Annotated in this window: 12 protein-coding genes; 8 read left to right on the plus strand and 4 right to left on the minus strand. The window is 60.4% G+C overall.

Annotated elements, in window-relative coordinates; genetic code table 11:
• Nucleotides 1-159: 159 nt before the first annotated feature.
• The gene (locus AU074_RS14375; protein WP_076015348.1) at nucleotides 160-786 is read right to left on the minus strand and encodes a hypothetical protein; all 627 of its coding nucleotides are present in this window, start codon (nucleotides 784-786) and stop codon (nucleotides 160-162) included.
• A gap of 91 nt (nucleotides 787-877) precedes the next feature.
• Between AU074_RS14375 and AU074_RS14380 the strand changes: the two genes are divergently transcribed.
• Nucleotides 878-1,810 carry a LysR family transcriptional regulator gene (locus AU074_RS14380; protein WP_076015268.1) on the plus strand — a complete coding sequence of 311 codons (933 nt, stop codon included), beginning with the start codon at nucleotides 878-880 and terminating at the stop codon, nucleotides 1,808-1,810.
• 106 nt (nucleotides 1,811-1,916) lie between these two features.
• On the opposite strand, the gene AU074_RS14385 is transcribed toward AU074_RS14380, so the two are convergent.
• Both AU074_RS14385 and AU074_RS14390 read right to left on the minus strand, forming a co-directional pair.
• On the minus strand, nucleotides 1,917-2,324 hold the full coding sequence (locus AU074_RS14385; protein WP_003217220.1) for a PA2817 family protein: 408 nt from the start codon (nucleotides 2,322-2,324) through the stop codon (nucleotides 1,917-1,919).
• Nucleotides 2,325-2,398: 74 nt separating this feature from the next.
• On the minus strand, nucleotides 2,399-4,846 hold the full coding sequence (locus tag AU074_RS14390; RefSeq protein WP_076015269.1) for an acyl-CoA dehydrogenase: 2,448 nt from the start codon (nucleotides 4,844-4,846) through the stop codon (nucleotides 2,399-2,401).
• A 192-nt stretch (nucleotides 4,847-5,038) separates the two neighbouring features.
• On the opposite strand from AU074_RS14390, the gene AU074_RS14395 reads away from it, so the two are divergent.
• The 4 genes from AU074_RS14395 (at nucleotide 5,039) to AU074_RS14410 (ending at nucleotide 8,223) form a co-directional block, all read left to right on the plus strand.
• Nucleotides 5,039-5,698 carry a transglutaminase family protein gene (locus AU074_RS14395; RefSeq protein ID WP_076015270.1) on the plus strand — a complete coding sequence of 220 codons (660 nt, stop codon included), beginning with the start codon at nucleotides 5,039-5,041 and terminating at the stop codon, nucleotides 5,696-5,698.
• Nucleotides 5,699-5,755: 57 nt separating this feature from the next.
• The gene (locus AU074_RS14400) at nucleotides 5,756-6,379 is read left to right on the plus strand and encodes a glutathione S-transferase family protein (RefSeq protein ID WP_076015271.1); all 624 of its coding nucleotides are present in this window, start codon (nucleotides 5,756-5,758) and stop codon (nucleotides 6,377-6,379) included.
• 135 nt (nucleotides 6,380-6,514) lie between these two features.
• On the plus strand, nucleotides 6,515-7,447 hold the full coding sequence (locus tag AU074_RS14405) for an ABC transporter ATP-binding protein (RefSeq protein WP_076015272.1): 933 nt from the start codon (nucleotides 6,515-6,517) through the stop codon (nucleotides 7,445-7,447).
• On the plus strand, nucleotides 7,444-8,223 hold the full coding sequence (locus AU074_RS14410) for an ABC transporter permease (RefSeq protein ID WP_076015273.1): 780 nt from the start codon (nucleotides 7,444-7,446) through the stop codon (nucleotides 8,221-8,223). The genes AU074_RS14405 and AU074_RS14410 overlap by 4 nt, the downstream gene beginning before the upstream one ends.
• An 816-nt stretch (nucleotides 8,224-9,039) precedes the next feature.
• Here AU074_RS14410 and AU074_RS14420 read toward each other — a convergent pair.
• Nucleotides 9,040-9,585 (minus strand): TetR/AcrR family transcriptional regulator, encoded by a 546-nt coding sequence (locus tag AU074_RS14420; RefSeq protein ID WP_076015274.1) that lies wholly within the window; start codon nucleotides 9,583-9,585, stop codon nucleotides 9,040-9,042.
• Between the two features lie 91 nt (nucleotides 9,586-9,676).
• On the opposite strand from AU074_RS14420, the gene AU074_RS14425 reads away from it, so the two are divergent.
• The 3 genes from AU074_RS14425 (at nucleotide 9,677) to AU074_RS14435 (ending at nucleotide 12,484) form a co-directional block, all read left to right on the plus strand.
• Nucleotides 9,677-10,870 (plus strand): MFS transporter, encoded by a 1,194-nt coding sequence (locus tag AU074_RS14425; RefSeq protein ID WP_076015275.1) that lies wholly within the window; start codon nucleotides 9,677-9,679, stop codon nucleotides 10,868-10,870.
• A 41-nt stretch (nucleotides 10,871-10,911) separates the two neighbouring features.
• Nucleotides 10,912-11,223 carry a cupin domain-containing protein gene (locus tag AU074_RS14430; protein WP_076015276.1) on the plus strand — a complete coding sequence of 104 codons (312 nt, stop codon included), beginning with the start codon at nucleotides 10,912-10,914 and terminating at the stop codon, nucleotides 11,221-11,223.
• A gap of 106 nt (nucleotides 11,224-11,329) precedes the next feature.
• Complete coding sequence (locus AU074_RS14435) at nucleotides 11,330-12,484, plus strand: TDT family transporter (protein ID WP_076015277.1); 1,155 nt, start codon at nucleotides 11,330-11,332, stop codon at nucleotides 12,482-12,484.
• Nucleotides 12,485-12,500 lie beyond the last annotated feature (16 nt).

The raw sequence follows: 12,500 nt of genomic DNA on the forward strand, positions 1-12,500 counted from the left end.
GGCGAGGGGGCTTGTCCCCCGTTGGGCTGCGAAGCGGCCCCGAAAATCTCATGCCGGGCTCTGCCTGAAGGGAAGCTGATTGCCTTCTGGGGCCGCTGCGCAGCCCAACGGGGGACAAGCCCCCTCGCCACAGGTTGTTTGCCAGCCAGAAGAGGATTCTCAATCCAGGCTGTATCGCACCGATAGTGCCCCTTTTTTTTCCGAAAGGGCCAGGATCTTTATCTGGCCCACGTCCCCCAATGCCTGCACATGCGTACCGCCGCAGGCATAGGCCGGCAGCTCGCCAAAACCCACTTCCCGCGTGCCTTCATCCAGTGCCATGTGGCGCGGCAGGTTGGCGGCGATCCATTGGTCGACTTGCCGCTGAATCACCTCGGCGTCCATGGCCTGGGCTGACGTACCGCGAATAAAGGTGATCTTGCCTTCGCCCGGCCAGTGATGGGCCTTGATCGGCATCCAGCCCAGGGTTTCGCCGGCATTGCCGATCAGGTGCCCGGCCGAGTGCAGGCGCGTGTGCAAGGTGCGGCGGTCTTCATCGACGCGTGCCTGTATCGCGCCGGGTGCTAAGGGGCGGTCGACGTAATGCACGATGCGATCGCCTTCCTGCACGACCTTCAACACCTGGCTTTCTCCCAGCCAGCCGGTGTCGCAAGGCTGGCCGCCACCTTGGGGGTGGAAGATCGTTGACTGCAGGGTCACTGCAAATTGGTTATCAAAAGGCGTGCATCCCAGCACTTCAAGTTCGGCATTCAAGTGGTCATGGGTAAAAAACAAGCGCTGGGTCATCATCTACATCCGCATCAGGGTTTCGATCCGGCAGTATAAGAAGTGCGCCAATGGGTGATAATCCGTTCAAATCTCAATGGACTTGTGCGTCATGAGCATCAATCTTCCCTTGCCACTACTCGGTGAAATGGCGATTTTCGTCAAGGTGGTGGAAACCGGCAGCTTCTCAGAAGCCGCGCGGCAGTTGGGTGCATCGCCGTCGTCCGTGAGCCGCAGCATCTCGCGCCTGGAAAAAGCCCTGGCGACTCGCCTGCTGCAACGGACCACGCGCAAGTTGCGCCTCAGCGAAGGGGGCGAAGAGGTATTCAAGCGCTGCCAGGAAATGGTCAGCGCCGCGCGTTCGGTGATGGAAATCAGCGGGCAGTACACCCATGAAGCCGAAGGGCTGGTGCGGGTCAGCGTGCCCAAGGCGGTGGGGCGGTTTGTGGTGCATCCGCATATGCCGGAGTTTCTGCGGCGTTATCCCAAGGTCGATGTGCAATTGATCCTTGAGGACCGGCATGTTGACCTGATTGATGACAATGTCGACCTGAGCATCCGCATCACCGACAGCCCGCCGCCGGGCCTGGTGGGGCGGCAATTGCTGCCAATCGAGCATTTGATCTGCGCCACGCCGCAGTATCTGGCCGAGCATGGTACGCCGCAGCATCCCCATGACTTGCTGGAGCACAGTTGCATCTACCTGGGCGAGACGTCGGGGGATGCGCGCTGGAAGTTTCGCCAGGGCAGCAAGGCGGTGACAGTCGGGGTGCGCGGGCGGTATGCGGCCAATCACACCGGGGTGCGGCTGGATGCGGTGTTGCAGCACGTGGGGATTGGCAGCTTGCCGTATTTCACGGCGCGGCATGCGCTGGAAGCGGGGGAGGTGGTGCAGGTGTTGCCGGGTTGGGATTTTATCGCGTCGTACCACGGGGATGCCTGGTTGCTGCATTCGCCGACGCGGTATCTGCCGCCGAAGTTGCGGGTGTTTATTGATTATTTGGTGGAGTGCATGGCTAAAGAGCCAACGCTGAAGAAACTGTAGGAGCGAGCTTGCTCGCGATGGACGTTAACGATAACGCGTGCATCCTGAATGCACGCGGCGCCTTTGAGTTCTTCGCGAGCAAGCTCGCTCCTACAGTGGGTCCGTGTTAGTGCTTGGGCTGGTCATTGGACATGGCCAACAACTGCTTTTCCTGGTTCCAGTCGAACGGTTCGTCGTTCTGTTCAGCTTCGAAGCGACGTTCTTCCAGGGCCTGGTACAGGTCTAGTTCGTCGTCGGGCATGAAGTGCAGACAGTCGCCACCGAAGAACCACAGCAGGTCGCGCGGCACCAAGTGAGCAATTTGCGGGTAGCGCAGGATGACCTGGCTCATCATGTCCTGGCCCAGGTACTGGCTTTCGATCGGGTCGATCGGCAGCAGGGCGCGCAGTTCATCGAAGCGCTCCAGGAACAGAAGGTGGCTTTCCTCGGGAACCTGTTCGGCTTCGCCGACGGCAACCAGGATGCTGCGCAGGTGGTCGAGCAAGACGAGATGATCGGCAACGACATTGGACACGAGATAAGTCCTCAAGAGCAAAACGGGCGCGAGAGTATATAGCTCAAGCGCCCGTTTTTATATGACCGCTGGGATCAGCGGACTTTTCCCTCAGCCTGGCTCAGCTCTTCCTTGCTGAAATCATCCACGTCGATCACCTTGCGTCGCGCTGCTTCGGCGTCACGCAGGGTTTGCGCCTCGGCCGGTTGCAGCACGCCGGCATGCAGCGCGGCGTCGATGGCATGTTCGCCAGCGGTCGGTTTGACCTGGCCGCTCTTGAGGCCTTCGTGGAGTTTTTTCTGCAACGGGTGGCTGTCGGCCAACAGGTCGTAGGCATGTTGCAGGGCGCCCACCGGATCTTCTGCGGACTGTGGGCGATAGCAGCCCGCCAGCACTGCTTCCAGGGCCGGGTCACCCTTGGCGCGACCAATCACCGCGGCCACTTCTGCATCCAGCGCATCGGACGGGCCCTTATGGCGACGACCGAGCGGGAACACGATCACCCGCAACAGGCAACCCAGCACCTTGTTCGGGAAGTTGGTCAGCAGTTCATCCAGTGCGCGCTCGGAGTGGCCAAGGCTTTCTTCCATGGCCCAGGCGAACAGCGGTTCCAGGTGGTCTGGCGAATCCAGGTCGTGATAACGCTTGAGCGCCGCCGATGCCAGGTACATATGGCTCAGCACATCACCGAGGCGCGCCGACAGGCGTTCGCGACGTTTCAATTCGCCGCCCAGCAGCATCATGCTCAGGTCAGCCAGCATTGCGAACGCAGCGGCCTGACGGTTGAGTGCGCGGAAGTAGCCTTGGCTCAAGCGGTTGCCCGGGGCTTTTTCGAAGTGGCCGAAACCGAGGTTCAGCACCAGGGTGCTGGCGGCGTTGCTCACGGCAAACCCGATGTGCTGCAGCAGCAGTCCGTCGAATTCCTTAAGGGCCTGGTCATGGTCTTCGCGACCGGCCAGGGCCATTTCCTTGAGTACGAACGGATGGCAGCGAATCGCACCCTGACCGAAGATCATCAGGTTGCGCGAGAGGATATTCGCGCCTTCCACGGTGATGAAGATCGGCGCGCCTTGCCAGCTGCGGCCCAAGTAGTTGTTGGGCCCCATGATGATGCCCTTGCCGCCGTGCACGTCCATTGCATGGCTGATGCACTCGCGGCCGCGTTCGGTCAGGTGGTACTTGAGGATCGCCGACAGCACCGAGGGTTTTTCCCCCAGGTCGACGGCATTGGCGGTGAGCATTCGCGCGCTGTCCATCAGCCACGCGTTACCGCCGATGCGGGCCAGGGCTTCCTGGATGCCTTCAAAGGCCGCCAGCGGTACGTTGAACTGCTCGCGCACCTGGGCATATTGGCCGGTCACCAGGCTGGTGAACTTGGCCGCGCCGGTGCCAACTGCTGGCAGGGAAATCGAACGGCCTACCGACAGGCAGTTCATCAGCATCATCCAGCCCTTGCCGAGCATTTCCTGGCCACCGATCAGGAACTCCAGGGGAATGAACACGTCCTTGCCGGAGTTGGGGCCGTTCATGAACGCGGCACCCAGTGGCAGGTGACGGCGGCCAATTTCAACGCCCGGTGTGTCGGTGGGGATTAGCGCGAGGCTGATGCCGAGGTCTTCTTTGTCGCCCAGCAGGTGGTCCGGGTCGTGGGCCTTGAACGCCAGGCCAAGCAAGGTCGCCACCGGGCCGAGGGTGATGTAGCGTTTTTCCCAGTTCAGGCGCAGGCCGAGGGTTTCCTTGCCTTCCCATTCGCCTTTGCAGATCACCCCGGTGTCGGGCATGGAGCCGGCGTCGGAGCCGGCCAGCGGACCGGTCAGGGCAAAACACGGGATATCGTCGCCACGGGCCAGGCGTGGCAGGTAATGGTTGCGTTGTTCATCGGTGCCGTAGTGCAGCAGCAATTCGGCGGGACCGAGGGAGTTGGGCACCATGACCGTGGAGGCGAGGTCGCCGCTGCGGGTCGCGAGCTTCATCGCGACCTGGGAGTGGGCGTAGGCGGAGAAGCCCTTGCCGCCGAATTCCTTGGGGATGATCAGGGCAAAAAAGCCATGCTGCTTGATGTGTTCCCAGGCGGCGGGCGGCAGGTCCATGGCCTGGCCGATTTCCCAGTCGGTGACCATGGCGCACAATTCTTCGGTGGGACCGTCGATGAAGGCTTGTTCTTCTTCGGTCAGTTGCGCCTTGGGATAGGCCAGCAGCTTGTCCCAGTCGGGGCGGCCGCTGAACAGCTCGCCATCCCACCACACGGTGCCGGCGTCGATGGCGTCGCGCTCGGTCTCGGACATCGGCGGCAGGACTTTCTGGAACCAGTTGAACAGCGGCGCGGTGAAGTACTTGCGACGCAGGTCCGGCAGCAGCAGCGGGGCGGCTACCACGGCGATCAGTACCCAGAAGATCAGCAGCAACCAGCCTGGTGCGTGGCTGAAGGCGCCCATCGCCAAGAGGTAGACGGCGACCACGCCGATGGCGGGCAGGGGCGCGATGCGCCGGTGCGCCAGGTAGGCAATGCCCACCACCAGAACCAGTATCCACAACAACAGCATATTCAATCCTCCGTGAAACCAGATGCGAAATCACCTCAGAGCTTAGTCGGCATCCGAACAAGCGGGGTGATGAGGGTGTTACGTGGTGTGCCGACAATGATCAGCACCAGGCGCCGACATTTGGCTGAATCGTCGTTATCCCAGGTGCAGGCCTGTGGTTAGACTCAGGGTTTGCTATCTGAGATTAACCTCATGAATGCGTACTTGAATCCCGGCCGCTTCATCGATAGTGACCACCCTGCGGTGGTGGAGTTCGCCGAAAAACATCGCGGTTCGAGTGCCGCGCCCCGTGACCAGGCAGTCAGTCTTTACTATGCCGTTCGCGAGGCGGTGCGCTACAACCCCTACACGTTCAGCCGCGACCCGCAAACCCTCAGCGGCAGCTTCGCCCTGGCGACCGGCGAGAGTTATTGCGTGCCCAAGGCGACGCTGTTGGCGGCGTGTGCAAGGCACTGCGGGATTCCGGCACGCATCGGCCTGGCTGACGTGCGCAACCACCTCTCGACGCCGCGTTTGATTGAACTGCTCAGAAGTGACGTATTTGCCATGCACGGCTACACCGAGCTGTACCTGGACGGCCGTTGGGTCAAGGCCACGCCCGCGTTCAACCAGCAACTGTGTGAGCTGTTCGACGTGCCGCCCCTGGAGTTCGACGGCATCCACGACAGTGTCTTCCACGCCTTCAATCGCAAGGGCCAGCGGTCAATGGAGTATGTGGTGGACCATGGGCAATTCGCCGAGGTGCCCGAAGAATTCTTCTTTGCCCACATTCAGAAATGTTACCCACACCTGTTTGGCGAGCAGATGCCGATGCTGCTGGGGGACATGCAGAGTGATTTAAGCCGGACGTGATCCGGCGTATGCTGCCCCGGCATTCATCCAACCATCTTTTTCAAAATCGGGGCGGTCATGCTGAAAATCTGGGGTCGTAAAAATTCGTCAAATGTCAGGAAAGCACTGTGGTGCGCCGAGGAGCTCGGCCTGGACTATGAGGCAATTGATGCGGGCGGGGCTTTTGGTGTGGTCGACACGCCGCAATACCGCGCGCTTAACCCCAATGGCCGCGTGCCGATGATTGAAGATGGCGACTTTGTGTTGTGGGAATCCAACACCATCGTGCGCTATCTGGCTGCCAAACATGCACCGGATTCGAATTGGTACCCCGGCGACCTGCAAGCCCGCGCCAACGCTGAAAAGTGGATGGACTGGACCACCTCGACCCTGGCCGAACCCTTCAAGACCGTGTTCTGGGGCGTACTGCGTACCCCTGCTGAAAAGCAGAACTGGGACACCATCCACGCCGGGCGCCAAACCTGTATCGATGTGCTGCAAACCGTCGAGCAGGCCTTGGCGACGCAACCTTACCTCTCCGGCAAAGAGATCGGCATGGGTGATATTCCCTTGGGCTGTTTCATCTATGCCTGGTTCGAGATGCCCATCGAACGCCCGTCGATGCCGAACCTGGAGGCCTGGTACCAGCGCCTGCGCCAGCGTCCGGCCTATCAAAAAGCGGTCATGACCGCGTTGACCTGATACCCACTATTAATACGGGTTACTGTACTTGTGCGGCGCGGACAAGCACCATGCTTGTCACGCGCAGCCGTTGTATTCCGTGCGGTCTGCCCTCATGTAACAATTCTATTCCTCTTCTTTGGTGCGTAATCAGATATGAGTTCCGCTCTGTCCATCCGGCAGCTAACCAAAACCTACGGCAACGGTTTCCAGGCCCTGAGTGGTATCGATCTGGACGTCGCCGAAGGTGATTTCTTCGCCTTGCTCGGCCCCAACGGCGCCGGCAAATCCACCACCATCGGCATTCTCTCGACCCTGGTCAACAAGACCAGCGGCACGGTGAATATCTTTGGCCACGACCTGGATAAATCCCCGGCGGCGCTCAAGCGCAGCATTGGCGTGGTACCCCAGGAGTTCAACTTCAACCAGTTCGAAAAGACCTTCGACATCGTTGTGACCCAAGCCGGTTACTACGGCATCCCGCCGAAGATCGCTAAAGAGCGTGCCGAGCAATACCTCACGCAACTGGGGTTGTGGGACAAGCGCGACGTGCCTTCGCGCTCCCTGTCCGGCGGCATGAAGCGCCGTCTGATGATTGCCCGCGCCCTGGTTCACGAACCGCGGCTGCTGATCCTCGACGAACCGACAGCGGGTGTGGACATCGAACTGCGTCGCTCGATGTGGACCTTCCTCACCGAGCTGAACCAGAAAGGCATCACCATCATCCTCACCACCCACTACCTGGAAGAGGCTGAGCAGCTGTGCCGCAACATCGGCATCATCGACCACGGCACCATCGTCGAAAACACCAGCATGCGTTCACTGCTGAGCCAGTTGCACGTCGAGACCTTCCTGCTCGACCTGAAAAACGACATGACGGTTGCGCCCCAGCTGATCGGCTACCCGAATCGCCTGGTGGACAGCCACACCCTGGAAGTCCAGGTAGACAAAGCCGTGGGCATCACCGCGTTGTTCGGCCAGTTGGCCACCCAGAACATCGAAGTGCTGAGCCTGCGTAACAAAACCAATCGCCTTGAGGAGTTGTTCGTGTCCCTGGTGGAGAAAAATCTGGCGAAGGTGGCGGTATGAGTTCGGAACTGCAACCCAACCTTGTCGCGCTGCAGACCATCGTCTACCGCGAAGTGAAGCGCTTTACCCGGATCTGGCCGCAAACCCTGCTGCCGCCGGCGATTACCATGGTTTTGTACTTTGTGATCTTCGGCAACCTGATTGGTCGGCAGATTGGTGATATGGGTGGTTTCACCTATATGGAATACATCGTGCCGGGGTTGATCATGATGTCGGTGATCACTAACTCCTATGGCAACGTGGTGTCGAGTTTCTTTGGCAGCAAGTTCCAGCGTTCCATCGAGGAATTGATGGTGTCGCCGGTGTCGCCCCATACGATTCTGATCGGCTACACCCTGGGCGGCGTGCTGCGTGGGTTGATGGTCGGGGTGATTGTGACGATGCTGTCGTTGTTCTTTACCCATTTGCAGGTGCATCACCTCGGGATCACCCTGCTGGTGGTGGTGCTGACGGCGACGATCTTTTCGTTGCTGGGCTTTATCAACGCGGTGTTTGCGCGCAATTTTGATGATATTTCGATTATTCCGACGTTTGTGCTGACGCCGTTGACGTACCTGGGTGGGGTGTTTTATTCGATCACCTTGCTGCCGCCGTTCTGGCAGACGGTGTCGTTGGCTAACCCGGTTTTGCACATGGTTAACGCGTTTCGCTATGGGATCTTGGGCGTTTCGGATATCAAGATCAGTGTGGCGATCACGTTTATGCTGGTGGCGACTGTAGTGCTGTATGTGGGGTGTGCGCGGTTGCTGGTGAGTGGGCGTGGGATGCGCACCTAAGCGTTGATTTTGCGTTTTTGGGGGAGTACATATCCGTTTCTTCGGTAACGGCCGCTTAGGGTTCCGCTCTTACAGCGGGTCACTTTTGAAAAGCGCAAAAGTAACCAAAACGCTCTGCCCCGCCTGTCGGCACCTCGCCTAGGCTCGGTGTTCCCTCACTCCGGCACCGCGAAGCGGGCCGCCGCGACGGGCCATCCATGGCCCGGCGCGGCTAAACCGGCGTCCTGCCGGTTTACCCGCTCCGCACTGCCTGCGCTCGGCCTCGGGCTGAATGGGGCAGTCAGATCAAGATCAAAAGCAAAAGCACAGCGGCCTCCCGGCCGGCTTCCTTCTCTGTAGGAGCGAGCTTGCTCGCGAAAAACCTGAGACCGCCGCGTTCATCCAGAATGCCAGCGTCATCGTTAACGACCTTCGCGAGCAAGCCCGCTCCCACATTTTGGACCGTGCCCGCTTTAGCTTTTGATTTAGCCTTTGCTTCACCACACTCAAGCCGGCCGGTAGGCCGCTGTGCCCTTGATCTGCTGTTGATCTTGATCTTAGGCGCCCCGTTAAACCACGCTGGCCGAACGTAGGCTTTGGAGCGTGGGTAACCCGGCAGGACGCCGGGTTAGCCGCGCTGGGCCAAGGATGGCCCATCGCGGCGGCCCACGCTCCAAAGCCGGAGTGAGGGCACACCGAGCCTAGGCGAGGTGCCGAGTGGTGGGGCAAGAGCGTTTTGCTTACTTTTGCGCTGTTCAAAAGTGAGCCGCTGTAAGAGCGGAACCCTAAGCGGCCGTCACCGCAGCAACGGATATACACCCAAACCCAAAAACCACCTCACCCCCCCAAAGCCAACTCAATCAACTCATGCAGCTCTTCAACCTCCAACGGCGCAGTAGAAAACAAACTGCGAAACACAGTGGGCGCGACGATCAGATTAATCAGCCGATCCACGCTAGGCCCAGTTCCAGCGTCGCCGGAGTAACGATCCAGGATCGTCTCCAACTGCCCGGTAAGGATCCCCACGCAATACCCCGGCGCCTGACTGCATTGCACATCGCGCATCATCTCCCGACCAAGATCCGAGCTCATTTCATCGCGATATTGCTCACCCCAAGCCCGCAGGTCTCCGCGCAGGCTGCCAGTGTCAGCCGGCTCACTGTCCGGACGCAGACGAGCCATGGCGACATCCGCCAACAGCGCAGCAAGGTCACCCCAACGGCGGTAGATAGTCGAGGGCGTGACCCCGGCGCGCGTGGCTATCTGCGGCACGGTCACGCTGGAACGGTCCTGCTCGTCGAGCAATTCACGCACCGCCGAATGCACTGATTCCTGAACCCGGGCACTACGGCCCCCCGGGCGGAGCCCTTCTTTTATCGCCATGCGTAAAACCTTAACACAAAGAATTTGCTTTAAGCGCCATCCAGTAGCACACTCCGCAAAAGCAAAATATTAGCTTTAGCGGAGCGTGCCCATGTCCAGCGTTACTTCCCATCGTTCCAGCCTGGTGTTCCTCGCGATCACCTTGCTCACGTTCCTCGCCGCCTCCAGCGCGCCGACGCCGTTGTACCACCTCTATCAGGAAGGCCTGCATTTTTCGGCGGCAATGCTGACCCTGGTGTTCGGCGTCTACGCCTTGAGTCTGCTGGCGGCCTTGCTGACCGTGGGTTCACTGTCGGACCATCTGGGGCGCAAGCCGGTGATTTTTGCCGCGCTGCTCCTCGATATGCTGGCGATGCTGCTGTTTATCAATGCCGACAGCGTCGGCTGGCTGATTGCCGCTCGCACGGTACAAGGCTTTGCCACCGGCATGGCCACCGCCGTATTGGGCGCTGCGCTGCTCGACACCGACCGCCAGCAAGGCCCGTTGGTCAACAGCGTAGCGCCTTTGTTGGGCATGGCCTGTGGCGCCATGGGGTGCAGCCTGCTGGTGGAGTTCGCGCCGATGCCGACCACGTTGATTTACTGGACCCTGCTCGTGTTGATGATGCTGCAGGCACTCTACGTCTGGCGCCTGCCGGAAACGGTCAGCCGGATTCCGGGCGCGCTGGCCTCGCTCTGGCCCACCTTGCATGTGCCGCCCCAGGCGCGTCGTGCGTTGTGGATCTCGTTGCCGGTGGATGTGGCGGTGTGGGCCATGGGCGGCTTTTACCTGTCCCTGGCGCCCTCGCTGGTGCGGGCGGCGACCGGGTCCACCTCGAACCTGATCGGCGGCGGGCTGGTCGCGGTGCTGACGCTGAGCGGGGCGGTGATGATTTTCAGTCTGCGCAACCGCTCTGCAGACAAGGTCCTGCGATTGGGCGCCGTGCTCTTGGCGGCGGGTGTTGCGCTGATTCTCACGGCCGTCCACAGCGCCAGCCTGCCGCTGTTCTTCATGGCCACGCTGATCGCTGGCGCAGGCTTTGGTTCGGGATTCCTTGGCGCACTGCGCAGCGTTTTACCGTTGGCCTTGCCCCATGAGCGGGCCGGCTTGATGTCAGCGTTCTATGTGCTGAGTTACCTGGCGTTCTGCGTGCCGTCGCTGTTGGCGGGCAACTTGACGCGCACCTTCGGCTTGATCGCCACCACGGATGGTTACGGCGTGGTGCTGATCGTATTGGCGCTCGGTGCGTTGGTGGCGTTGCTATTGCAGGATTTGGCGCGGAGCAGGGCGACGGCGGGCAATTGATTCGGTAATAATTCGCCACCCGTACGCCTTGGGATTCACACATGAAGATCATCCGCAGCAAGGACTTCACCGGTAGCCGCGCCTGGGAGGCGCTGGACATCGCCAACATGAACGGCATCACCACTCGGTTGCACTGGACCGACCAGCCGTACCGCTGGCACGTCAATGACGGGGAAGAAGTGTTCGTAGTGCTCGACGGCCAGGTGCAGATGCACTACCGCGAAAACGGTACCGAGCAGATCGTCTTGCTGCACGTCGGTGACATCTTCTACGCCAGCGTCGGCACCGAGCATGTGGCCCATCCACAGGGCCCGGCACGGATTCTGGTGATTGAATCCGAAGGCAGTGTTTGACTGTATATCTATAAAACAGATAACAGTTAGAGATATTACCCGTTATATAGATATTCGATTGGGTTCTACCATGGTCTCAACCTCATGCGAGGAAGAGGAATTCACCATGACTTGCCCCAATACCCTTCACAGCAGCTTGAAACCTTTCAGTCACCTGACCCGTCCCCGGGAAGTGATTCGCCAGTTCACCCCCAACTGGTTTGCCGCCACCATGGGCACCGGGGTGCTGGCGTTGGCGCTGGCGCAATTGCCGGTCAGCGTGCCGGGGTTGCATGCCGTCGCCGAAGGGCTGTGGCTGTTTACCATCGGCCTGTTTGTGTTGTTCAGCGTGCTGTACGCGGCGCGCTGGGTAATGTTTTTCCACGAGGCGCGGCGCATTTTCGGGCACTCCACGGTGTCGATGTTCTTCGGCACCATCCCCATGGGCCTGGCGACCATCATCAATGGCTTCCTGGTGTTCGGCCTGCCGCGCTGGGGTGATGGCGTGGTACAGCTGGCCGAAGTGCTGTGGTGGCTGGACGTGGCGATGGCCCTGGCCTGCGGGGTATTGATCCCGTTCATGATGTTCACCCGCCAGGAACACAGCATCGACCAGATGACCGCCGTATGGCTGTTGCCGGTGGTGGCCGCTGAAGTCGCCGCTGCCAGCGGTGGCCTGCTGGCGCCGCACCTGGCCGATGCCCATTCGCAACTGGTGATGCTGGTGACCAGCTACGTGTTGTGGGCGTTTTCCCTGCCGGTGGCGTTCAGCATCCTGACCATCCTGATGCTGCGCATGGCCCTGCATAAACTGCCCCACGCCAATATGGCCGCGTCGAGCTGGCTGGCCCTCGGCCCCATCGGCACCGGCGCCCTGGGCATGCTGGTGCTCGGCGGTGATGCGCCGGCCATTTTTGCCGCCAACGGCTTGCCCGGCGTCGGCGAGATGGCCAACGGCATTGGCCTGGTGGCTGGGATCACTCTGTGGGGCTTTGGTTTGTGGTGGATGTTGATCGCGGTGCTGATCACCGTGCGTTACCTGCGGGCCGGCATTCCGTTCAACCTTGGCTGGTGGGGTTTCACCTTCCCGTTGGGCGTGTACTCGCTGGCCACGCTGAAACTGGCGAGCACCTTGCACCTGGGTTTCTTCAGTATCGTCGGCAGTGTGCTGGTGGCGGCGCTGGCGCTGATGTGGCTGATCGTTGCCAAGCGCACGGTGCAAGGTGCCTATAAAGGTGAGCTTTTTGTATCGCCGTGCATTGCAGGACTAGCGAATAAGTAAGCGGGATTAGGTAAAG

Origin of the sequence: Pseudomonas sp. ATCC PTA-122608 (assembly GCF_001952855.1) — a bacterium.
Classification (GTDB): Bacteria; Pseudomonadota; Gammaproteobacteria; order Pseudomonadales; family Pseudomonadaceae; genus Aquipseudomonas.

Coding starts and splice junctions, on each gene's coding strand:
- AU074_RS14375 (WP_076015348.1), bottom strand. CDS start 786: ATGACCCAGCGCTTGTTTTTTACCCATGACCACTTGAATGCCGAACTT.
- AU074_RS14380 (WP_076015268.1), top strand. CDS start 878: ATGAGCATCAATCTTCCCTTGCCACTACTCGGTGAAATGGCGATTTTC.
- AU074_RS14390 (WP_076015269.1), bottom strand. CDS start 4,846: ATGCTGTTGTTGTGGATACTGGTTCTGGTGGTGGGCATTGCCTACCTG.
- AU074_RS14395 (WP_076015270.1), top strand. CDS start 5,039: ATGAATGCGTACTTGAATCCCGGCCGCTTCATCGATAGTGACCACCCT.
- AU074_RS14400 (WP_076015271.1), top strand. CDS start 5,756: ATGCTGAAAATCTGGGGTCGTAAAAATTCGTCAAATGTCAGGAAAGCA.
- AU074_RS14405 (WP_076015272.1), top strand. CDS start 6,515: ATGAGTTCCGCTCTGTCCATCCGGCAGCTAACCAAAACCTACGGCAAC.
- AU074_RS14410 (WP_076015273.1), top strand. CDS start 7,444: ATGAGTTCGGAACTGCAACCCAACCTTGTCGCGCTGCAGACCATCGTC.
- AU074_RS14420 (WP_076015274.1), bottom strand. CDS start 9,585: ATGGCGATAAAAGAAGGGCTCCGCCCGGGGGGCCGTAGTGCCCGGGTT.
- AU074_RS14425 (WP_076015275.1), top strand. CDS start 9,677: ATGTCCAGCGTTACTTCCCATCGTTCCAGCCTGGTGTTCCTCGCGATC.
- AU074_RS14430 (WP_076015276.1), top strand. CDS start 10,912: ATGAAGATCATCCGCAGCAAGGACTTCACCGGTAGCCGCGCCTGGGAG.
- AU074_RS14435 (WP_076015277.1), top strand. CDS start 11,330: ATGACTTGCCCCAATACCCTTCACAGCAGCTTGAAACCTTTCAGTCAC.